Here is a 20314-nt window from a genome sequence, read left to right on the forward strand (position 1 = left end):
GGTGCGCGGCGTACCATTGAGCAAATAAGCTGTGTCGTAATGCCTTACCGACGAGTAACTTAATCGAGATGACGGGGAATCATCGGTGAAACGAGGACAGGCCGTGCTCGGCGCGTCCCCCCTGGAGAGATCGCAGGTTGATCAGTACATCAGCGTGTTCCGGGCGCTCTCCGAACCACTCCGCCTCGACGTCATCTCGATGTTCGGCGACGATGACACGTGCGCGTGCACGCTCCTCGACGAGCGCCTCCCGATCTCCAAGTCGACGATCTCCTATCACGTGAAGATCCTCTACGAGGCCGGCCTCATCGACGTCCGCAAGGAAGGCCGCTTCTACCACTACGACCTTCGCCGCGAAGTCTTCGACTATTTCGTCCCCGGCCTTCTTGAGCGACTGCGCCTCGAACGCCTGCGCGGGGAACAAACAGCATCAACTCGTTGACCGCCCCCGCGGCGCGTGACGCCGTTGCGGAGAGCTGCGAATAGGCCAGTGGCGATGCCGTCGTGGCGAGCGGCCTTGGCTACTGCCGCGGAGATCGTTGCCCCGATTCGGGGGTCGAATGGATGATGGCGACGGTGTTGGGCACCCAGGTGTTATGTCGGCTCGTCGCCGGATCCGCGGCGATCGCCTCGCAGACCCGGGCCACGCTTGCGTGTACGCGAGCGAAACCCCGGCCTTCCCGGTCAGCGTGACCCTGGAGACGATCTCCATCTTCCCGCCCGCGTGTAGGTCGAAGACGGGGTGGCCCGCGAAGGGATGCGCTGCGCTGGAAAGGTCCCCGGGGACAGCGCCACCAACAACCATCCGCTCTGCGGTGGGAAGGTCCCCGGCGGCATTGCCGCCGATGACCGTTCCCGGGCGTTCATCCCGTTCTTGACGCTGCCGCTCGATCGCTCATCGCACGCGGATCCCGCCCAAGACCTTGACGAAGCCCGCCACCAGCGCGCTCCTGGAGCGTATGTTCGCCGGGACCCCTGGCGATGGGCGTCTTTGCACGCGGATCCCGCCCAAGACCTTGTGCTCCTGGGGCGCGCGTCCGCCGAGATCCATGGCGACGAGGGTTTTCATGGCCGGTGATTCCTACGGCATGTGCGTAACGCCATGGACGTGCTCATTTCCGGCCCAATCCTGGCGTGGAGGCGCCGATGAGGATTGAGGTGTTGCCGAGGCCGAGTTGGCCGGCGTCCATTTCCTGGTGGGCGCGGCCGATCTCTTCGAAGGGCAGGACGCGGGTCATGCAGGGGTCGATCTTGCCCGCGCGGACGAGGTCGTTGTAGGCGTTGGCCTGTGCGTCGTTGGTGCCGTGGGAGCCCTGGAGTCGCTTCTGCCGTACCCAGTGATAGCGGAGGTCGACCACGGCGCTGTAGCCGGTTGTGCCTGCGCAGACGACGACCATTCCGCCGCCGTCGCAGACGAAGATTGAGGTGGGGATCGTGTCCTCGCCGGGATGTTCGAAGACGATCGCGGGGCTTTTGCGTTCGCCGACGATTTCCCAGATTTTGTTGCCGAAGGCTCGTGCGCCTGCCATCCAGGTCTTCTGGCCTGGTCCGTCGGTCCAGTGCGGGGGCACGCCCCAGTGGTCGAATTCGGTGCGGTCGATGTAGCCGGCGGCCCCGAGTGATACGCAGTATTTGCCCTTTTCGGCGTTGGAGACGACGGCGACGGGGATCGCGCCCGCGAGCTTGGCGAGCTGGATCGCCTGCGTGCCCAAACCGCCGGAGCCGCCCCAGATGAGGACGACGTCGCCCGCCTGGACGGTGTTGCCCTCCCAGCCGAAGAGCATCCGGTAGGCGGTGGTGCCGACGAGGGATGGAGCGGCGGCCTCCTCCCAGGTCAGATGGTCGGCTTTGGGCATGAGCTGGTGCGCCTGCGCGACGGTGAACTGGCCGAAGGCGCCGTAGTTGGGGCCGTCGTATCCCCATACCTTCGCGCTGGGGGCGGTCATCGGGTCTTTTCCGGCTTTGACCCAGGGGTCGTCGCGGTCCCACCAGCCGTGGTGGATCACGACCTCGTCGCCGATCTGGACGTTGGAGACCTCCGCGCCGACGGCGTAGACGATTCCGGCGGCGTCGCTGCCGCCCACGTGGAACTCCTCGGTGGCGCCGGTCTTCTGACGGGCCGCGACGATGTCGATCGGGATGCCGCGCGCGGCCCAGACGTTGTTGTAGTTGATACCCGCGGCCATGACTGCGACGAGCACCTCGTCCGCCTTGAGCGAAGGCGTGTCGATCTCCTCGATCTGGAACGCGTCAATCGGCTCGCCCATGCGGTCCTGCCGGACCACCTGCGCGAGCATCCTCCGCGGCACCTCACCCAGAGGCGGGATGCTGCCGATCGGAAAAGCGCTCGTCATGATTTCCTGGATCCTCCCTCTATACGATCATTCGAGAACCATCGAACAGTGCGCCGACCAGCGCTGTCAAGTCCGACCTCAGCGCGGCGCGGCGATCGCGTACGACGTCAGAGCACTAATGGCGCGTATACCACGGGAGGCCGACCACGTCCTGTAAGCCGTTGAAACGTCGTCGAAACATCCGCGTCGAAAGTACTTGACGTCCGCTGTGGCGACTATCACCATGGTGGAACGAACCTGATGACGATTCGAGAAGCATAGAAACGTCGACGTTCGATTCGATCGCGGAGGTCAGTTCGACGCACCTACCGCCCGACACAGCTAGCGGTGACTCAGAGCCAGGTGGCGGAGGAGCTACACAGCATGACTCGAATATTCAGCACAAAGGTGGGGCAGGGCACGGTCGGGGTGCTCCTCACGTTAACGATCCCGCTCGCCGCGTGTTCGAACGCGCAGACGCAGGCCTCCAGTCCAAGCGGGAGCACCGGGCTCGCGAGTGCCGACCGCGAGGGGATCCTGCGGGCGTCCACGGGGCTCACCACACCCTCGCTGAGCGGCAGTTTCGACCCGGTCAAGTCCATCTCGGGGTGCGACATCCTGCTCGGCCGCCTCATCTTCGGCACGCTCATCGCCCTCGCTCCGGACCGCACCATCAAGCCGGGCCTGGTCGAGAGCTGGGACGTCGTCGATGAGAAAACTCTCGATCTGCACATCCGCGCGAACATGAAGTTCCACAACGGCGAGGTGTTCGACGCCAAGGCCGTGAAAGCCGGAATCGACCGCAACCGCGCCAAGGATTCCGCCTACGCCGGATCACTCGAGGCGATCGTGGACACCGAAGCCGTGGACGACAAAACCGTGCGAATCCGCACGTCGCGGCCCGCCGCCGGTGGACTTCTGGCGACGTTCGCCGGCCGTGAAGGCATGATCCCCGCCCCCGCCTCCATCGCCGACGGCACGCTCGGCACCACGCCGATCGGCGCCGGACCGTTCAAGGTGGCCGAATGGCGCCCGGGCGAGTCGATGAAACTCAGAAGGCACGACGCCTATTTCGACCCGGACCAGTTCCCCTACGCCGGAATCGACTTCGTCCACCTCACCGACGTGGCCGCGGTCCGAAACGCCCTGCTCGCCGACAACCTCGATCTGGGATTCGTCGACCTGGAGGGAATAGACGCGCTCAAGGCGAACCCGAGAACCGGAGCACAGGTCAACACCTCGGACTCCGCGTACTACGTGAACCTCAACACCAGCCTGCATGACCCGCCCCTGGACAACCTGAAGGTGCGCCAGGCCCTGAACTACGCGTTCAACCGAGCTGAGGTGGCCAAGACAATCTTCGGCCCGACCGCGGAGCCGAAATGGCAGATCTTCCCGAAGGGTTTCCCGGGCCATGACCCGGCCCTGGAGAACTACTACACGTTCGACCCCGCCAAAGCCAAGCAACTGCTGGCCGAAGCCGGATATCCCAACGGCTTCGCCATGACGATGCAGGCATTCCCGGCCGGGCCCTCCGCACGCTCGGCTGAAGTGCTGAAATCAAATCTCGCGGACATCGGCGTCAATCTCACGATCGTGCCCGGGCCGAACATGACCCAGGACTACCACATCGACAAGAAAACGAACGCCGGCCAGAACTGGTGGATCCCGCGCACCGACCCGACCCTGACCTTCCTCAGCCTGTACGGCCCGGTAGGCGTACTCAACACCAGCAAATACAGCAACCCCGCCCTGAACGACGTCGTGTACGGCGTCCAGGGTTCAACCGATCAAGCCGAGATCAACACCGGCCTCCAGCAGGCATCGAAGATCATCGTCGAGGAAGCGCGCGAGATCGGCGTCGCGTACACCCCCTCGACGTGGGGCTACTCCGCTCGGGTGGGCTTCAAGGACGGCGCCCTGCGGGACTACGGCAACTCCTGCACCGGCGCCGACTTCTCGTCGATCTTCATCAAGAAGACGTAGGAGGTTGGCCCGTGCCGATCCAATACATCGTGAAACGCCTGATCAGCCTCCTCCCGGTACTGTTCATCGTCTCGATCGGGATCTTCGGGCTGACCTACCTGATCCCGGGCGACGCCGCCGTCACGCTCGCCGGCGACTCGGCGTCGCCCGAGCGCATCGAGGCGATCCGCACCGAGCTCGGGCTGAACGAAGCCCCGCTGGTCCAGTACTGGACCTGGTTGTCGGGCGTGCTGCACGGAGACCTCGGCACCTCGCTGTACATGCACGTGCCGGTGACGACCGAACTGCTGCGGCGCTTCCCGGTGACCATCAGCCTGGCGATCGGCGCGCTGGTCGTCACGATCGTCGGCGGCTTGGCGGGCGGGATCGCGGCCGCGCTGCGCCGGGGCACCTGGGTCGACCGGCTGGTGCAGGGCGGGGCGAGCGTCGGGATCGCCATGCCGAGCTTCTGGATCGCCCTCATTCTCATCGTGGTGTTCGCCGTCAACCTCGGGTGGTTCCCGGCGATCGGCTACACCTCCATCGCGGAATCGCCGACCGGCTGGCTGCAGAGCATCACGATGCCCTCCATCGCACTCGGTGCGGCTGGCGCGGCCGTCGTCGCCCGACAGCTCCGCGGCTCGCTCATCGACGCCATGAACATGGACTATGTCCGTACAGCCAAGGCCCGGGGCCTGTCACCGCGCCGGATCGTGGCCAAGCACGCGCTGAAGAACGCGGTCATGCCGATCCTGACGCTGCTCGGCGTGCAGGTCGCCTACCTGCTGGGCGGCACGGTCATCGTCGAGCAGATCTTCGGTATCCCGGGCGTCGGAAAGTACATCTACGACTCGGTCTTCACGCTGGACCTGCCTGTGGTGCAGGGCGCGGTGCTCGTCATCGCCCTCCTGGTGGTGTTGATCAATTTCCTCGTCGACATCTCCTACGGATTCGTGAACCCGAAGTTGAGGCAAGAGTGATGACCACAGCCACCGCCTTCGCCCCCGAAAAAACCCAGGAGAGACGCTCGACGTTCTGGCGCCGGTTCTCGCGTAATCGGAGCGGCGTGATCGCGGCGGCGTATCTGGTGCTGCTCACGGCGGTCGCCTTCGGCGCTCCGCTGATCGCCCCGTACGATCCGCTGGAGCAGACGCTCGCGGCGATCAACCAGCAGCCGTCGGCCGCGCACTGGCTCGGCACCGACGACATCGGGCGCGACATCCTCAGCCGGATGATGTACGGAGCGCGGGTGTCCCTCATCGCCGGTGTCGCCTCGGTCGGCCTGTCGCTGCTGATCGCCCTGCCGCTGGGGCTGGTGAGCGGGTACGTCAAGGGTCCGCTGGACACGGTGATCATGCGTTTCGCGGACGCCGTCCAGACCCTGCCCGCCCTCGTGCTGGCGCTGACGATCAGCGCCGTCCTGGGACCGGGCCTGCGCAACGCCACCATCGCGCTCGCGGTCGTCTTCCTGCCCACGTTCCTCCGGCTCATCCGGGGGCAGGTCCTGGCGGTCCGGGAGGAGACGTATATAGAGGCATCGAGGTCGATCGGCACACCTACCTTCGACATCATCCGCCGCCGGGTGCTGCACAACATCGCCTCGCCGCTCATCGTCCAGGCCGCGGTCACCATGGGATTCGCGCTGCTGGCGGAGGCGGCCCTGTCGTTCCTCGGCCTGGGTGTCCAGCCGCCGAGCCCCAGCTGGGGGCGGATGCTCGCCAGCAGCTACACCTACGTCTACACCGCCGGTTGGCAGATCTTCATTCCCGGTGTCGCGATCGCGCTGACCGTCCTGGCGCTCAACGTTCTGGCTGACGCACTGAGGGACTCGTTGGGTCGGGAGATTCGGACAGCATGACAACGCTCACCGTGAATGAGGAAGTAATGGACGAAGTCAGGGCCGATCCTCTCCTGTCCGTTGAGAATTTCGCCGTGGAGTTCGCCACCGGGCATGGATGGTCACGCGTGGTGGACGATGTCAGTTTCTCGGTGCGGGCCGGGGAGACGATGGGGCTGGTGGGGGAGAGCGGCTCGGGCAAGAGCGTCACAGCGATGTCGATCATGCGGCTCATCCCCTCGCCGCCCGGGCGGATCGCCGCGGGGCGGATCCTGTTCGAGGGGCAGGACCTGCTCGCGCTGGACGAGCGGCAGATGCGCAAGGTGCGCGGCAACCACATCGCGATGATCTTCCAGGAGCCGCTCACCGCGCTGAACCCGGCCTTCACGATCGGCGACCAGCTCGTCGAGGCGATCCGCGCGCACCGCAAGGTGACCCGGAAGCAGGCCGCTGACCGGGCCGCCGAGCTCCTCGACCTGGTCGGGATCCCCGGGGCGCGGCAGCGCCTCAGGGACTACCCGCACCGCTTCTCCGGCGGAATGCTGCAGCGGGCGATGATCGCCGGCGCGCTGGCGTGCAGCCCGAAGCTGCTGATCGCGGACGAACCCACGACAGCCCTCGACGTCACGGTGCAGGCGCAGATCCTGACCCTCCTGCGGGGGCTGCAACAAGAGTTCAACATGGCGATGCTGTTCATCTCCCACGACCTCGGTGTGGTCGCCGACATCTGCGACCGGGTCGCGGTCATGTACGCGGGCCAGATCGTGGAGTCGGCCACCGTATACGAGCTGTTCGAACGGCCGCTGCATCCGTACACCGAGGGACTGCTGCTCGCGATGCCCCAGCACGGCAAGCCGACCGACCGGCTCGTGCCCATCCCGGGCGTGGTGCCGGAGGCGGCGAGCGTGGCCGATCGGTGCAGGTTCGAAACCCGCTGCAGGTACGCGGCCGACGAGTGCCGCGCCGCCCCGGTCCCGCTGACGTCGTACGGGCCGCGGGGGACGCGCTGTGTCAGGGCGAAGGACCTGGTCTTGGGAGGTACCTCATGAGTGACGACATGCTCGTCAAGGTCCAGGGCCTGCAGAAGCACTTCCCTGTCAGAAGCGGACTGTTCGGGCGGGTCACCGCGCAGGTCAGAGCTGTCGACGGAGTCGATTTCGAGATCCATCGGGGGGAGACCCTCGGGCTGGTCGGTGAAAGCGGATCAGGGAAGTCGACGACCGGGCGCGCCGTGCTGCGGTTGATCGAGCCCAGCGCGGGGAGCGTGCACTTCGATGGGGTGGACATCCTCTCCTTGGACAGCGGGGCGTTGCGCCGGACCCGTGCGCGCATGCAGATGATCTTTCAGGACCCGTACTCGTCGCTGGATCCGCAGGCCACCGTAGCCGACAGCGTTGGTGAGCCGCTCCGCGTGCATCGGGGACTGCGAGGCCGGGCGCGGGACGACGCGGTCGTCGAGCTGCTCGAAACGGTCGGGCTGCAGGCCCGGCATCTGCGCCGTTTCCCCTACGAGTTCTCCGGTGGGCAGCGCCAGCGCATCTGCATCGCGCGGGCGCTCGCGCCCAGTCCCGACCTCCTCGTCTGCGATGAGCCGGTCAGCGCGCTCGACGTGTCCATCCAGGCGCAGGTGATCAACCTGCTGGAGGACATCCAGCAGGAGTTCGGGATCGCGCTGCTCTTCATCTCTCACGATCTCGCGGTCGTGCGGCACATCAGCGACCGCATCGCCGTCATGTATCTGGGCCGGATCGTTGAGATCGGGGAGGCGGAGCAGGTCTACACGCAACCCCGGCATCCGTACACAGAAGCGCTGCTTTCCGCCATCCCCGTGCCCGATCCGGTCGTGCAGCGACGGCGGGATCGGATCGTCCTCGACGGTGACATTCCCAGTCCGCTCGCGCCGCCGCCGGGCTGCCGGTTCCATACGCGCTGCCCGTACGCGATGGACGTCTGCCGGGAGGTGGATCCGCCCATGACCCAGATGGCCGGGGGAGGGGTGGCCTGCCACCTGCACGATCGTGGCCCCCGTCTGGACGGCAGGTCCGTTCTGGAGATCGAGCCGCGGTCCCGTGCCGCTGAGCCCGTGCACGCCCTGAAGATTCCAGAAATACGCTCAGGAGGCATGAAATGACCAGCTCTCTTGATACGTCCGACATCGACCGCTACATCGGGGTGCCCCTCGGTCGAAGTGGTGCCGTCGAACCGATCCACGTGAACGACATCCGGCGGTGGGCGCAGGCGATGCGCCACCCCAATCCGCTCTACTACGACGCCGAATACGCGGCCCAGAGCCGGTTCGGCGGCATCGTCGCCCCGCAGTCGTTCACCGTCGTGTGCGACGCCGGTCATGGTGCCCGGCCTGCCCTGCAGGGCAAGATTCCGGAGTCGCACATGCTGTTCGGCGGGGATGAATGGTGGTTCTTCGGGCCGCGGATCGTTGCCGGGGACATGGTGACCGTGGAGCAGATGGCCTTCGACTACCGGCTGACGGAGACGCGCTTCGCCGGGCCGACCATCATCCAGCGCGGGGACAACCACTACACCAACCAGCGCGGCGAGAAGATCGCGCTCCAGCGGTCGAGCGCCATCCGTTATCGTCCGGCGGCGGCGCGTGGCACCGGCGCCTACGCGGGTCTCGAAGAGGAGACGGAGTGGAGTGATGAGGATCTGGCTCGTCTCAACAAGGAGAAGGAGGCCTACATCGCCACGATCCGCGGTCTCGGTCATGGGCGGCGAAGCTGGGACGAGGTCAACGAAGGAGACGAGCTGCCGGCGAAGGTGATCGGTCCGCACAGTGTCGTGTCGTTCACCACGGAGTGGCGGGCTTACACCATGAACGCCTGGAACACGATGTTCCGCGAGGAGTACGTGCCTACGGAGGATCGGGGGTTCACCGCGGAGATGTCGGTGACCGGGGATGTCGACCTTGATCCTGAGTTCGGTGATGGGGCGTATTACGGGGCGTCGCGCGGGCACCTGTTCGAGCGGTATGCCCGGCGGATCGGAATGCCCCGGCCGTATGGGTATGGCGCTTCGATGGGGGCCTGGATTCTCGACTATCTCTCCTCGTGGGCGGGGGAGTGGGGGTTCGTCGCCCATTCGAAGGCGCAGTATCGGGGTCCGGCGCTTACCGGGGATGTGACGTATCTGCGTGGCACGGTCACGGGGAAGGAAACGTCGATGGTCGCGGGGCAGGGGGCGGTGAACATCGCGTATGTGATGACGAACCAGAAGGACGACGTTCTGTCGAAGGGGACAGCAGAAGTGCTGTTGCCGCAGGACTAGGGATGGGCGGTGTGCTGGAGGGGCTCCGGGTCGTCGATCTTTCGACCGGTATTCCGGCCGGGTTCGCGGCCCGCCTCCTCGCCGACAACGGCGCGGATGTCATCAAGGTCGAATCACCTGCTGGGGATGTGCTTCGTCAGGATATTTACGACTTTGTGTATTGCAATATGGGGAAAAGGTCCGTCGTTCTCGATCTCGAGGATGGGGACGCCCGTGCTGCGCTCGATGTCGTGCTTGATCGGGCGGATGTGGTGATCGAATCCTGTGATGCTGCTGGGCGCGAGCGGTATGGGTTGGATCCTGACCGTCTTCGTGCGGGGCGGGAGACCTTGATCGTGATCTCTGTGACGCCGTTCGGGGGGTCGGGGCCGTACCGGGATTGGCGGGGGTCGGAGCACGTCCTCTATGGGATGGGTCACGAGATGTACGCGACAGGTCAGCCTGATCTGCCGCCGGGGCCGCTGGCTCCGTACGTGAGCTGGCTCACGATCGGGTTCTCCGCCGCCGTGGTCACCGTGGCCGCTATGTACGGAGTCGCCAACGGGCAGGGAGGGAGTCATTACGATATTTCGGGGTTCGAGGCGATGGCTGCCTCTATTGACCGGCGTGCTCATGCACTTGTCGCTTATGCGTACTGCGGTGATCCGTTGACACGGGGTGGCACTCCGGAGATGTTTCCGCCGCATGCCAATCCGTGCGCCGACGGCTGGGTGAGCGTGGCCGCTGGAGGGTTGTGGTGGGAGCCCTTCTGTCGGGTTGTCGGTTTGCCGGAGCTTGCGGAATTCCGTACCGCGCCTGCTGTGGGGACGGTGCCCGAGGATGTGCACGCCGCGTGGCGGAATTGGTGCAGTACCCGCACGAAGCGGGAAATTTCCGATCTGTTCCAGGGCGCCGGAGTGCCGTCGGAGCCGATGAACACCATGGCTGACCTGCTACGGGACGACCACCTGCGGTCTCGATCGTTTTTCAAAGGAGTCGACGTGGAGGACTCAGCGGGGATGGTGCCCGGGCCGATCGTGCGGCTCGGTGGGCCGGAGCAGGACGCCTGGCCTGCCGCACCGCGGCTCGGAGAGCATACGACCGAGGTTCTGCGGGAGGCGGGGGTCGACGAGCGGTGGATCATGCGCCTGACCGCGCAGGAGGCCACGGCATGACCGGGCTGCCTCTTGACGGAGTTCGGGTCATCGATCTCGGTGTGGTCCTGGCGGGGCCGTACGGGGCGATGATGCTTGCCGATCTCGGCGCGGACGTGATCCGCGTCGAGAACCCGCAGATTTTCGTGCCGATGACGCGTGGCCCGCGAGCGAGGCCGTCGAAGGAGTCCGTCGCCAACGTGCCCTCCATCAGCGGCGGGTATCCCGGGCGGGATCCCGGCGAGCGCCCATGGAACCGCTACCCGTGGTTCAACCTGACCGCGCGCAACAAGCGCTCGATGACGGTGGACCTGCGTCGTCCTGAGGGCTTGGAGGTCTTCGGCCGGCTCGTGGCCACCGCTGACATCGTCATCGAGAACTCGGCGCCCGGCGTGATGGAGCGGCTTGGGGTCACCTGGGAGTGGTTGCAAGAGCAGAAGCCCGACATCAGCCTCGTACGCGTCTCCGCGTTCGGTCAGACTGGTCCGTTTCGTGACCACAAGGCCTTGGGCATCCAGGTGGAGGCTTTCGGGGGAGACGATCTCGTCCGCACGTACGGCGGGCGGGGTCCGGACGCGAACACGTGGGCGGTGCCCGCTGATCACGGTGGCGCCCTCGCCGCCGCCTACGGGGCGATTCTGGCCCTCCATCATCGGCGGCGCACGGGGGAGGGGCTGCTGGTCGACGCCTCGCTGGTGGAGATGTTCGTCAATCTCATCGGGCCGCTGGTGCTCCGGCATTCCACGACAGGGGAGGCGATCGAGAGCACGGGGAACCGGTCGAGGAAGTGGGTTCAGGGTTGTTATCCATGTAAGGGGGAGGATCGCTGGGTTGTGGTGACCCTGAGCGACGATCACGACTGGGCGGCTCTCTGCCGGGTGATCGGACGGCCCGAGCTCGTGGGCGACGTTCGCTTCAACACCCTGCTCAAGCGGCGTGCCCACCATGACGAGGTGGACGACATCATCGCCGCGTGGACCCGCGAGCACGGGCATCGGGAGGCCGCTGAGCTGCTGCAACAGGCGGGTGTCGCCGCAGGTCCCGTCCTCGACGACGCGGAGGCGTTCGCCGACCCGCACCTGCGGGCGCGCGGTTTCTTCGTCGAGATGACCCAGGCCGATGCCGGGACGCACGACTATCCCGGGCCTTTCTGGCTCCGGAACGGAGAGCGTCCCGAGCCGCGGCGGCCTCCCGTTCGCCTTGGCGAGCACAACGCGGAGCTTTACGCGGAGCTTGGCGTGACGCCCGAGGAGTATGCCCGCCTGGAGGCCGACGGGCATATCAGCGAGGATTTCGCCCCGCACATCCGCTGATGGGGTCAGCGAATCGCTCGTACCAAAGACTGCTGGGTGAGGCTCGCGGCGAAGGTGCCGTGCTGGTCGTAGAGGAGGCCGCGGCCGATCGTCCGGCCCCGGTCGAGCGCCAGGTTCTCGAAAACCCCGAGCAGCCACGGCCCGCGCGGTATCGCCGCCACGTGGATGGTCAGGTCGAGCGAGAGCGCACCGTACTTCTCGCCGGCCGTCAGCTGCGCGGCGCGATACTGCCCGGCCCCGACCATGTCGGCGACCAGCCCGAGGGCCGCCACCGGCCACGACTCGCCGTCCTCGACGCGCAAGCGGGTCAACCGCATCCACTGGAGCATGAGCGTGCCATCCTCGGGCGTCGGCACCCGCCGCATGTCGAAGTCACGGTCGACAAAAGTGTTCTCGCCGCCGCGGCTGACATTCCGCTCGTACGCCTCCGGCGGCCCCACATCCGGCGGAGAAACCTCGACACGCGACGGTTGGTCGGCCTCCACCGTCGCCCACGCGATCCCGGCGGTGGTGGTGGCGTCGCCCTGGTCGATCCGCCCGGAGAACGCCGCCCCGCTCCGCCCGCGATGGTGCACGTCCACGACCAGCCGCGCTTCGGGTTCCGTACGCAGCGGACGGGCGAACGCGATGTGCGCCCCCGCGACCGACTGCCCCTCCGGCGCGTTCCGCTCGAAGGACTGCAGCATGACCGCCGCGACATAGCCGCCGAAGGTCGCGCCCCACATGTTGCCCCAACCGGAGGGCGGCCGGAGCGTGTCGCCGTCGATCCCGAGCAGTTCATCAATCATGAGGTTCATCGGCTCGCTTTCGTACGGCCCGTCATTGCTATAGTTTTGAGAATATCGAACTGTGAGACCGCCACACAATAGCCCATCTAGTGCGATAGCGGTCGCCACGTATATGAGGAGGAGACCCATGCCGGTAGCCGATGTGGACGGGCTGGAGATCGCCTACGAGATCCATGGCGACGGCGACCAGACCTGGGTGCTGACCCCAGGCGGCCGTTTCAGCAAGGACTACGGCGGCGTACGCGAGACCGCCGAGGCGCTCGCGGCGCGGGGACGGCGGGTGGTCATCTGGGATCGGCCCAACTGCGGCGCGTCCAGCGTCGACTTCACCGGTCCCTCGGAGTCGGAGGTTCAGGCCGACGCGCTGGCCGGGCTGGTGCGCTCGCTCGGCCTGGGACCGGTGATCATCGCGGGCGGCTCGGGCGGCTCACGCGTGTCCCTGCTGGCGGCGGCTCGCCATCCGGACATCGCCGCCGGGCTGGCGATCTGGTGGATCAGCGGCGGTGTCTACGGACTCATGACGCTCGGCTGCCACTACTGCGGTGACTCCATCTCCGCAGCGTGGACGGGTGGCATGGCCGCCGTCGTCGAGCTGCCGACCTGGCGGGAAGTCCTCGAGCGCAATGCGGCGAACAGGGAGCGCATGCTGGCGCTCGACTCGCGGGAGTTCATCGCCACGATGGAACGCTGGATGATCGCGTACGCCCCGAGGGAGGAGCAGCTCGTCCCCGGGCTCGCGGACGCCGACCTGACCCGTGTCGCGGCGCCGACGCTGGTCTTTCGCAGCGGCGCGAGCGACTCGAACCACACCCGCGCGACGTCGGAAGGGGTCGCCGCGCTGATCCCCGGCGCGCGGCTCGTCGAGCCTCCGTGGGGCGACCGGGAATGGGTGGAGCGCACGCAGGCGGCAGCGGCGCGTGGCGAAGCCCTGTTCGAGCGCTGGCCGCTTCTCGTGCCCCAGCTCACGGAGTGGAGCGACGCCATTGACGCACACCTGTAACATGTCTACGATTTCAAATCTATAGAAATAAATGGAGGCGGCAAGAAGTGACGTACGACGTAATCATCGTCGGGGCCGGGTCGGCTGGGTGCGCGCTCGCCGCCCGGTTGTCCGAGAACGATTCCCGGCAGGTGCTCCTCCTGGATGCCGGCCCCGACTACGAGCGACTCGACAACTTCCCCGCCGAAATCTCCAGAGCCAGATCGATGGCCGCGACCTTTCCCGGTCACCCGATCAACTGGTCGTTCGTCGGCGAACTCACGCCGGGCCAGAAATACCCCCTCGCCCGCGGCAAGCTGGTCGGTGGCTCAAGCGCGGTCAACGGCACCTATTTCATTCGCGGACGGCGTGAGGACTTCGACCAGTGGGCCGCGCTGGGCAACGATCTCTGGTCGTACGAACAGGTGTTGCCCTTCTTCAAGAAGAGCGAGCGAGATCTGGACTTCGCTGACGAGTTCCACGGCCAAGACGGGCCGATGCCGGTCCGGCGACCTGGGCAGAAGGAACTGCAGCCTGTTTCGCAAGCCTTCATCGAGGCCTGCCTGCGGGCCGGCTATCCGGAGGACCCGGACAAGAACGCGCCCGCCGAGGAAGGCGTGGGTCCCATTCCGCGGAATGTCGTCGACGGGTTCCGCATGAATACCGCCGTCACCTATCTTGCGTCGATCCGGAACCGACCGAACCTCACCGTGCTGGGCGACACCTTTGTCCGCAGGGTGATCTTCGACGGCAAGCGGGCTGTGGGCGTCGAGACCGAACGCGACGGGCGACCCGCCGAATTCCGGGGCAACGAGATCGTCTTGAGTGCCGGAGGCATCAAATCGCCGCACCTGCTCATGCTCTCCGGCGTCGGACCGGCGGACAGTCTCCGCAAGCACGGCATCGAGGTCGTCCATGACAGTCCCGGGGTCGGTCGCAATGTGAAGGACCATCCCTCGGTCTTCGTGAACTACCGGGTGCGCGAGGATAGGACGCCGCTCCCTGTGGATTTCATGCCATTTCAGACGTGTCTCAATCACACTGCGGCTGAATCCACCGTCGACGGGGACCTGCAGATCACGTGTGGGGCTGCCCCGTACAGCAGGATGATCGGGTCGGCGACGGGAAAGCGCATCGGGGTGCCGTCGTACCTCACGCGGCCACTGGCGACCTTGTCCGCCCTGCGGCGGCTCCCCACCCGGCTTGTGTACACACAGGCGAGGAACCAGGACAATCTCGTGCTCCTGTGTAGCCTCGACGCCGAGCAGAGCACCGGTGAGATCTATCTCAACTCCGCCGACCCTGCCGACTCGCCGGGCATCAGCCTCAACTACCTCTCCGATCCAGCGGACCTGCCCCGGGTTGTCGCCAACGTACGACTCGCCCTCGAATTGCTGCAGTCGCCCCAGTTCAAACGTCTTGGCACGCAGATCGTCAGCCCCTCTGATGAGGATCTCCGCAAATGGATCACGGGTAACCTCGGCACGTCCCTGCACACGAGCTCCAGCGCGCGGATGGGTCCCGAGTCGGATCCCACCGCGGTGGTGGATCAGTACTGCCGCGTCCACGGCGTGGAGGGGCTCCGGGTGGTCGACATCTCGATCATGCCGACGATCATTCGGCGCGGTCCCGCGGCCACCGCGGTGATGATCGGTGAGCGCGCCGCCGCCCTCTTCGATCTCGCCGGCTAGGACACAAGATCTGCCCAGCTCCAGGCGGGGGTGGGAGCGCCATCCGTTTCCCGGCCATACCGGAACCGTTCGTGACCGTCAGTCTCCTCAACCCACAGATCGAACAGACCCACCGATATCAGGCGATCCACCACGACGGTTGCTTGATCATGCGCGCCGACCTTTCGAAGCTCGGCCAGAAGCGAATCCAGATGCCAATGTATGACGTGCCGGGCGGGGTCGCGGGCCAGCAGAACAGCGATCTGATCGTGAGCCTCCAGCTCACGAAGCTGCCCCAGAAATACGTGCAGACCGCTGCTCAGCGAAACGCTGGCTGCGGGATTGCGCTCCAGCAACCTGCGGATCTGTTCGGTGGCACCAGCGCGTCGGAGTTCGGCAAGCAGTCTGCCCACCCCGGTCGGGTATTCCAGCGTGACGTGTGCGGCCGGGTCACGGTCGAGGAGGACCTGGATCTGATCCCGGAGAGACCAGGCATTCATTCGGTTGAGCAGGCTGGCGACCCCGAACGGATCGCTCAGGTGAATGTGCGCGGCCGGCACCCGCCCAAGCAGAATGGCCAGGCCATTTTTCGAGCGGAAGCGCACGAACTGGTCAAGGAGGCGGACAACAGTCTGCGCGTTGTGCAAAGACATCTCCCGCAGCGGAGAGGGCCCGATAACCGGGTTGCGGGCCAGCAATGCTTCGACCTGCTCATCGGCCCCGATCCGGCGCAGCTCGGACAGCAGGATACCGATGCTGGGATGGTCGATGGGGAGTACGCGGGCGGGGTCCCGGGCCAGCAATTCCCCGATCTGCCGGTGCGCACCCGTCGTGTCCAGGCATTCGAGAAGCTTGGCCACGTCGTAAGGGTTCTTGAGCGGCATCTGCTCAGCGCAACGATCAGCGAGCGCCGTGAGTTGTTCTTCCGCCCCGATCTCACGAAGCGCGAGCAGAAGCGGAGGCATTCCGAAGACGCTTTCGAAGGAGACCTGGCTGACCGGGTCGCGGGCGAAGAGCGCGGCCAACTGGTCGCGGAGGCCGAGTTCGCCCATACATTTAAGCAAGTTGGAAAGGTCGTTCGGGCCCTTGAACGGGCTGTGGGCGGCAGCACGCTCGGCCAGCCGCGCCACCTGCGGGTCCGCGCCGATCTCGCTCAGTCCACGCAGCAGCCCCGCCGTTTGCGAGGGACTGCTGACGTCGAAGTGATCAGCGGCGTGATCAGCCAAAGCGGCCAGCTGGTCCCGGGCTCCGACTTCGAGTAACGCCTCCAGCAGGCGCGCCCAGGCGAAGCCGTCGACGATATCGACCTCGGTGACCGCCCGGTCGATGAATTCCAGCAAATGCCGCTGTGCGCCGATGCGATGAAGTTCTCTGACCAGCAAGGTGATGTCTTCCAGGCTGCTGTGTTCCTCGTCGCAACGGACTTGCCCGACCACCCAGCCGGTCGCGCTGAGATCGCCCGGATGCGTCATATTGAGGTGATCTAGAAGTCGCAGAGCCGCGGTCGGATCGCCGTGTGCGGTGGCGTGCTTCCACAATTGCGCGGCATCGCGGTACAGGCCACGTCCAGCTGCCGCGTCTCCCAGTTCGACCATGTCCGCCGGATCGGCGTGGGCGATGGCGGCGGCCCAGAACTCCGCAGGCGGAAGCTCCTCGGCCCGGGTTCGCCGTCCGTACTGTTCGACCGCGTCGGCGAGCCGATATCCCGTGCCAGAGCCGCTCTCCCGACGCGAAGGCCGCGGCCTGATTCGGGTGAGGATGCCGCCGATACCGTTACACGGCTGGCTGACATACGCGAACGCTTGCTCCAGCCAATCCTCCGGCAACTGTTCCCATTGTGCGTCGGTGAAATAGCCGTGGGCCGCCTCGGCCAGCCAGTCAAACGAGAGGTGCGCACTGCCACCAAGCCGACGGGCGTCCATCGCCGCATTCACAAGCGCACGGGGCCCCGCTTGTGCCGCGCGATATCGATCCAGAAGAACGGGCACGCCGGCGAGGTATTGGGTGATCTGACCATCCTGCGCGTTCGCCGCGGCCTCGCGTACCCGAGGATCCACGTCCATCGGGCTGCGCCGCTCCGGATCGACCAACGCGTCAACCGCGTCCCGCGCGAACGAATCAGGCACAGTGATGACGTGACCGTCCAACAACTGCCGGGCCTGCGAATGCCGGTCAGGATCGGACGTTCGGCTGAGCGTGTCCCAGTGCAACGGCCAAAGCGTGGCCAGCACCAGCACCGGAGCCCGGCCCGGGTCGCGTAGCAACGCGCGCAGACCGGCGGCGACCTGTTCCCCCAACGCGGTATCGCCCAGATAGAACTGCGCCTCGTTCAGCCAAATGACCGTTCGCGGCCCGACATTCGCCAGGTCACGCAGCACGCCGGCAGGCCGGGTCGGCTCAATGGGATGCCACAACCGCCATTCCTCAGTCTGCTCGCGCAGCAAATCGAGGCTTTCCCAGCAAGCCCGCGTCTTCCCCGTCGACGAACTCCCGACCAGGACCGCGATCCCGCTCTCGCCACCAGCCGCTCTGCCGACAACGTCCGACAACTGCCGATCATGCGCACGAACCAGATAAGCCGGAAGCCCTGCTACGGAATCTCCGATATGCCGATGAACTTCCAGCTCGAGCGCGTGCGCCACCCCCGACAACTCCCGAAGCGACCGCCCGGGCCGAATATCGTCCACAGCCGCCCGGCCCTGCGCGGCCCGCACCGCGACCCGAGTCGCCGCCGCACGCCGATCCGCCTCCCCCTGAAGGGCACTGCGCCACCGCGCCTCGTCGAACAGCGCCGGCTCATGACCAGCGAGACCGGCTCGTACGGCCTGCTGCTGAATCGCCCGCACGAGCATGAGCACCTGACCGGCCTGCTGCGGAAACCGCTCCCCCCGAAGCCAATCACCCACCGTGCTCGGACTCACCCCGACAACCTGAGCCAAGGCCCGATCGGACGGCATCCGCTCCAGCCGCTCACCCCGAAATGCGGCCAGCGAGCGAATCATCGTCTCGAAATCCGACGGGCCCGGCTCACTCATCGTGACACCGTCCTCCCGTCCGATACACCCCCAGAACACCACCCCGATTCTCTACTCTCCACACCCCGAGCAGCCAGCCTCTTCCTATCCCGCGCCGTCCAACCCTGCCCTTTCCCCTCCTGGACACCACCCCTGGACAGGCAGTCTCAATTCGACAGCCGAGTCGAGGAGAAACCGTTGAATTCCATTCAGATCTTGGCGCTACTGCTAGCCGTTTCTGTATCGCTGCATATCGCATTCGCCGCAGCCCTACTTACCCGCCGCACCGGAGCCACCCTCGCAACCGCCACCCTCACCGCTGTGGGAACCGCCCTCACCGTCCTGGGCCTCTACTTCGCCGCCGTCGCGGCGTACAGCTGAGTCTCGGACACGGCCGCAGGTAGTATCGGAAGCCGATATCGGATTCGTCACCTCTTTGGTCGAGCTCGGGTGGGGAAGGGGCTGGTCTGATGCGGGAGTTTCTGCGTGGTGCGATTCGGCTGCACATCCTGCATCATGCGGCCGAGCTAAGCGGGTGGCATCTGGTCGCGCGGGGGATACAGGCGTTCGAGCCGATCGGTGTGAACGGCCCAGCCGAGCTTGGCGCTGTCCTCGATCCAGCGGGTGTCCTCGACCTGTTCGTCTTCGGGCACGCCGTAGTGTTCGGCCAGGGTGATCAGATCCCAACCGGCAGCGCGGAGCAGTCCTGGGACAGCTACTCGTCCCAGACTGCGGTCGACGAAGAACTTAGGCTGCTGCTCGGGTGGCGACACGGAGCGCGTCCTCGACCTCGTCTCTGCTGAGTCCGTACTCCTCGGCCACGACGTCGACCGGCTCGCCGGCTTGGAACAGATCGATGACGTCTTCGAGTTTGGCACCGCCTCGGGCGAAGCGCGGGCGGCCGAACGCATGATCGGCATCGACGCGCACGTCGGCGACCCGGTATTGCGGCAAGGTGATGACCTGGGCGTATCCGTCTGCGGCGAAGTCCACCCGGCGTAGGTAGCTGGCCACGATCTCGGAGAACACCAGCTGGCTATTGCGGACGACGACCAATTCTCGTGCGGACTCGTCGCCGACGTGCTCGGCGTAGTCGTTGAGCACCTCAGCGCCGTCGGTGAAGAGTCGTCGACTGGCCAGAGCGTGCTCCAGGCCCAGTTCGCGCTGGAGCGCGTCGATCGCGGGTCTGATCCGCTGGAGGGGCACTCCCGCCTGTCGGAACGCGGCCAGCGCATATCCCTCGGCCAGGCCGATGAAGGGCACGGATGCCTCGTGGGGGCGGTCCGGTCGTGCGGCCGTGATCACGGGGGTCCCGTGGACGGTTCGGCCGTCACGCAGACGACGTTCATAACCGAAGGCCCACGTAGTGAAGGTTGACGGGGGCACGGCGAGATAGCCCGCCGCTTCGGCGATGCCGTACAGCGGTGTCGTGAACCGATTGATCGCCACGTTCACCTCCCTCTTTGCCTCGTGATCTCAGCCGATTCTGTCACTTCGATGATGTCGGTCGTCGACTTAGCGATCGATTTCGTCCCGGAGACCACGATGGTAACGCTGCGTGCGGGGCAGGGTCGCGGGTAGTATCGGAGGCCGATATCGGATTCGTCACCTCATAGGTTGGGTCCCTGGTCTGATGCGGGAGTTTCTGCGTGGTGCGATTCGGCTGCACATCCTGCATCATGCGGCCGAGCAGGAGATTCACGGCGCCTGGATGACCGAGGAACTGCGGCGGCATGGGTATGCGATCAGCCCGGGGACGTTGTATCCGACCCTGCATCGGCTGGAAGCCGACGGGTTGCTGATTTCCGAGCAGCGCACGGTCGATGGTCGCGTTCGGCGGGTGTATCGGGCCACCGAGGCCGGGCACGCGGCGCTTGCCGAGGATCGGGCCGCGCTGGCTGAGCTGGCCCGAGAGGTCCTCCCCAAGCAGCCCTGATCGTCGTACAGCGTTCACCGTCCGGTCACGGAGGGGTTGATATCGTCTGGCGATATCGGCC

18 protein-coding genes are annotated in these 20314 nt (G+C 66.1%); 13 read left to right on the forward strand and 5 right to left on the reverse strand.

Going from position 1 to position 20314, the window contains the following annotated elements; all coding sequences use genetic code 11:
- Positions 1–85: 85 nt before the first annotated feature.
- Complete coding sequence (locus Aple_RS34975) at positions 86–442, forward strand: ArsR/SmtB family transcription factor (RefSeq protein ID WP_155349023.1); 357 nt, start codon at positions 86–88, stop codon at positions 440–442.
- 670 nt (positions 443–1112) lie between these two features.
- Here Aple_RS34975 and ccrA read toward each other — a convergent pair.
- Positions 1113–2354 (reverse strand): crotonyl-CoA carboxylase/reductase, encoded by a 1242-nt coding sequence (gene ccrA / locus Aple_RS34980; protein ID WP_155349024.1) that lies wholly within the window; start codon positions 2352–2354, stop codon positions 1113–1115.
- Between the two features lie 363 nt (positions 2355–2717).
- On the opposite strand from ccrA, the gene Aple_RS34985 reads away from it, so the two are divergent.
- Genes Aple_RS34985 through Aple_RS35020 form a run of 8 tightly spaced genes read left to right on the forward strand, consistent with a single transcriptional unit; the run spans position 2718 to position 11866 of the window.
- On the forward strand, positions 2718–4319 hold the full coding sequence (locus Aple_RS34985; RefSeq protein ID WP_155349025.1) for an ABC transporter substrate-binding protein: 1602 nt from the start codon (positions 2718–2720) through the stop codon (positions 4317–4319).
- Between the two features lie 11 nt (positions 4320–4330).
- The gene (locus Aple_RS34990; RefSeq protein WP_155349026.1) at positions 4331–5278 is read left to right on the forward strand and encodes an ABC transporter permease; all 948 of its coding nucleotides are present in this window, start codon (positions 4331–4333) and stop codon (positions 5276–5278) included.
- Positions 5278–6156: an ABC transporter permease gene (locus Aple_RS34995; RefSeq protein WP_155349027.1), complete on the forward strand. Its 879-nt coding sequence runs from the start codon at positions 5278–5280 to the stop codon at positions 6154–6156. The genes Aple_RS34990 and Aple_RS34995 overlap by 1 nt, the downstream gene beginning before the upstream one ends.
- Positions 6157–6182: 26 nt before the next feature.
- Complete coding sequence (locus Aple_RS35000; protein WP_155349028.1) at positions 6183–7184, forward strand: ABC transporter ATP-binding protein; 1002 nt, start codon at positions 6183–6185, stop codon at positions 7182–7184.
- Complete coding sequence (locus Aple_RS35005) at positions 7181–8266, forward strand: ABC transporter ATP-binding protein (RefSeq protein WP_155349029.1); 1086 nt, start codon at positions 7181–7183, stop codon at positions 8264–8266. Before Aple_RS35000 ends, Aple_RS35005 begins: the two co-directional genes overlap by 4 nt.
- Positions 8263–9420 carry an FAS1-like dehydratase domain-containing protein gene (locus Aple_RS35010; protein WP_155349030.1) on the forward strand — a complete coding sequence of 386 codons (1158 nt, stop codon included), beginning with the start codon at positions 8263–8265 and terminating at the stop codon, positions 9418–9420. Before Aple_RS35005 ends, Aple_RS35010 begins: the two co-directional genes overlap by 4 nt.
- 2 nt (positions 9421–9422) lie before the next feature.
- Entirely contained in the window at positions 9423–10574 is a 1152-nt protein-coding gene (locus Aple_RS35015; protein ID WP_155349031.1) for a CaiB/BaiF CoA transferase family protein, read from the forward strand.
- On the forward strand, positions 10571–11866 hold the full coding sequence (locus tag Aple_RS35020) for a CaiB/BaiF CoA transferase family protein (RefSeq protein ID WP_155349032.1): 1296 nt from the start codon (positions 10571–10573) through the stop codon (positions 11864–11866). The genes Aple_RS35015 and Aple_RS35020 overlap by 4 nt, the downstream gene beginning before the upstream one ends.
- A gap of 5 nt (positions 11867–11871) precedes the next feature.
- On the opposite strand, the gene Aple_RS35025 is transcribed toward Aple_RS35020, so the two are convergent.
- Complete coding sequence (locus Aple_RS35025; protein ID WP_170321805.1) at positions 11872–12654, reverse strand: acyl-CoA thioesterase; 783 nt, start codon at positions 12652–12654, stop codon at positions 11872–11874.
- A gap of 127 nt (positions 12655–12781) precedes the next feature.
- On the opposite strand from Aple_RS35025, the gene Aple_RS35030 reads away from it, so the two are divergent.
- Both Aple_RS35030 and Aple_RS35035 read left to right on the forward strand, forming a co-directional pair.
- The gene (locus tag Aple_RS35030; protein ID WP_155349034.1) at positions 12782–13654 is read left to right on the forward strand and encodes an alpha/beta fold hydrolase; all 873 of its coding nucleotides are present in this window, start codon (positions 12782–12784) and stop codon (positions 13652–13654) included.
- 47 nt (positions 13655–13701) lie between these two features.
- The gene (locus tag Aple_RS35035; RefSeq protein ID WP_155349035.1) at positions 13702–15324 is read left to right on the forward strand and encodes a GMC family oxidoreductase; all 1623 of its coding nucleotides are present in this window, start codon (positions 13702–13704) and stop codon (positions 15322–15324) included.
- On the opposite strand, the gene Aple_RS35040 is transcribed toward Aple_RS35035, so the two are convergent.
- Complete coding sequence (locus Aple_RS35040) at positions 15321–18338, reverse strand: hypothetical protein (RefSeq protein WP_155349036.1); 3018 nt, start codon at positions 18336–18338, stop codon at positions 15321–15323. The two genes, Aple_RS35035 and Aple_RS35040, sit on opposite strands and share 4 nt — an antisense overlap.
- Before the next feature lie 177 nt (positions 18339–18515).
- Between Aple_RS35040 and Aple_RS35045 the strand changes: the two genes are divergently transcribed.
- Positions 18516–18698 carry a hypothetical protein gene (locus Aple_RS35045; protein WP_155349037.1) on the forward strand — a complete coding sequence of 61 codons (183 nt, stop codon included), beginning with the start codon at positions 18516–18518 and terminating at the stop codon, positions 18696–18698.
- A gap of 146 nt (positions 18699–18844) precedes the next feature.
- Here the strand turns inward: Aple_RS35045 and Aple_RS35050 are convergent, their stop codons facing one another.
- Positions 18845–19090, reverse strand: a complete 246-nt coding sequence (locus Aple_RS35050; protein WP_155349038.1) for a PIN-like domain-containing protein — start codon at positions 19088–19090, stop codon at positions 18845–18847.
- Entirely contained in the window at positions 19065–19766 is a 702-nt protein-coding gene (locus tag Aple_RS35055; protein WP_170321806.1) for a DUF433 domain-containing protein, read from the reverse strand. The genes Aple_RS35050 and Aple_RS35055 overlap by 26 nt, the downstream gene beginning before the upstream one ends.
- Before the next feature lie 184 nt (positions 19767–19950).
- Between Aple_RS35055 and Aple_RS35060 the strand changes: the two genes are divergently transcribed.
- Positions 19951–20253, forward strand: coding sequence for an Rv3488 family transcriptional regulator (locus Aple_RS35060; protein WP_155349040.1), 303 nt, complete (start codon positions 19951–19953; stop codon positions 20251–20253).
- The last annotated feature ends 61 nt before the right edge of the window (positions 20254–20314 follow it).

Source organism: Acrocarpospora pleiomorpha, assembly GCF_009687885.1.
Classification (GTDB): Bacteria; Actinomycetota; Actinomycetes; order Streptosporangiales; family Streptosporangiaceae; genus Acrocarpospora; species Acrocarpospora pleiomorpha.

What these genes read in the sequence shown, in the direction of transcription:
- ccrA (WP_155349024.1), bottom strand. Translation starts at nt 2,354, where the DNA reads ATGACGAGCGCTTTTCCGATCGGCAGCATCCCGCCTCTGGGTGAGGTG.
- Aple_RS34985 (WP_155349025.1), top strand. Translation starts at nt 2,718, where the DNA reads ATGACTCGAATATTCAGCACAAAGGTGGGGCAGGGCACGGTCGGGGTG.
- Aple_RS34995 (WP_155349027.1), top strand. Translation starts at nt 5,278, where the DNA reads ATGACCACAGCCACCGCCTTCGCCCCCGAAAAAACCCAGGAGAGACGC.
- Aple_RS35000 (WP_155349028.1), top strand. Translation starts at nt 6,183, where the DNA reads ATGGACGAAGTCAGGGCCGATCCTCTCCTGTCCGTTGAGAATTTCGCC.
- Aple_RS35005 (WP_155349029.1), top strand. Translation starts at nt 7,181, where the DNA reads ATGAGTGACGACATGCTCGTCAAGGTCCAGGGCCTGCAGAAGCACTTC.
- Aple_RS35010 (WP_155349030.1), top strand. Translation starts at nt 8,263, where the DNA reads ATGACCAGCTCTCTTGATACGTCCGACATCGACCGCTACATCGGGGTG.
- Aple_RS35015 (WP_155349031.1), top strand. Translation starts at nt 9,423, where the DNA reads ATGGGCGGTGTGCTGGAGGGGCTCCGGGTCGTCGATCTTTCGACCGGT.
- Aple_RS35020 (WP_155349032.1), top strand. Translation starts at nt 10,571, where the DNA reads ATGACCGGGCTGCCTCTTGACGGAGTTCGGGTCATCGATCTCGGTGTG.
- Aple_RS35025 (WP_170321805.1), bottom strand. Translation starts at nt 12,654, where the DNA reads ATGATTGATGAACTGCTCGGGATCGACGGCGACACGCTCCGGCCGCCC.
- Aple_RS35030 (WP_155349034.1), top strand. Translation starts at nt 12,782, where the DNA reads ATGCCGGTAGCCGATGTGGACGGGCTGGAGATCGCCTACGAGATCCAT.
- Aple_RS35040 (WP_155349036.1), bottom strand. Translation starts at nt 18,338, where the DNA reads ATGAGTGAGCCGGGCCCGTCGGATTTCGAGACGATGATTCGCTCGCTG.
- Aple_RS35060 (WP_155349040.1), top strand. Translation starts at nt 19,951, where the DNA reads ATGCGGGAGTTTCTGCGTGGTGCGATTCGGCTGCACATCCTGCATCAT.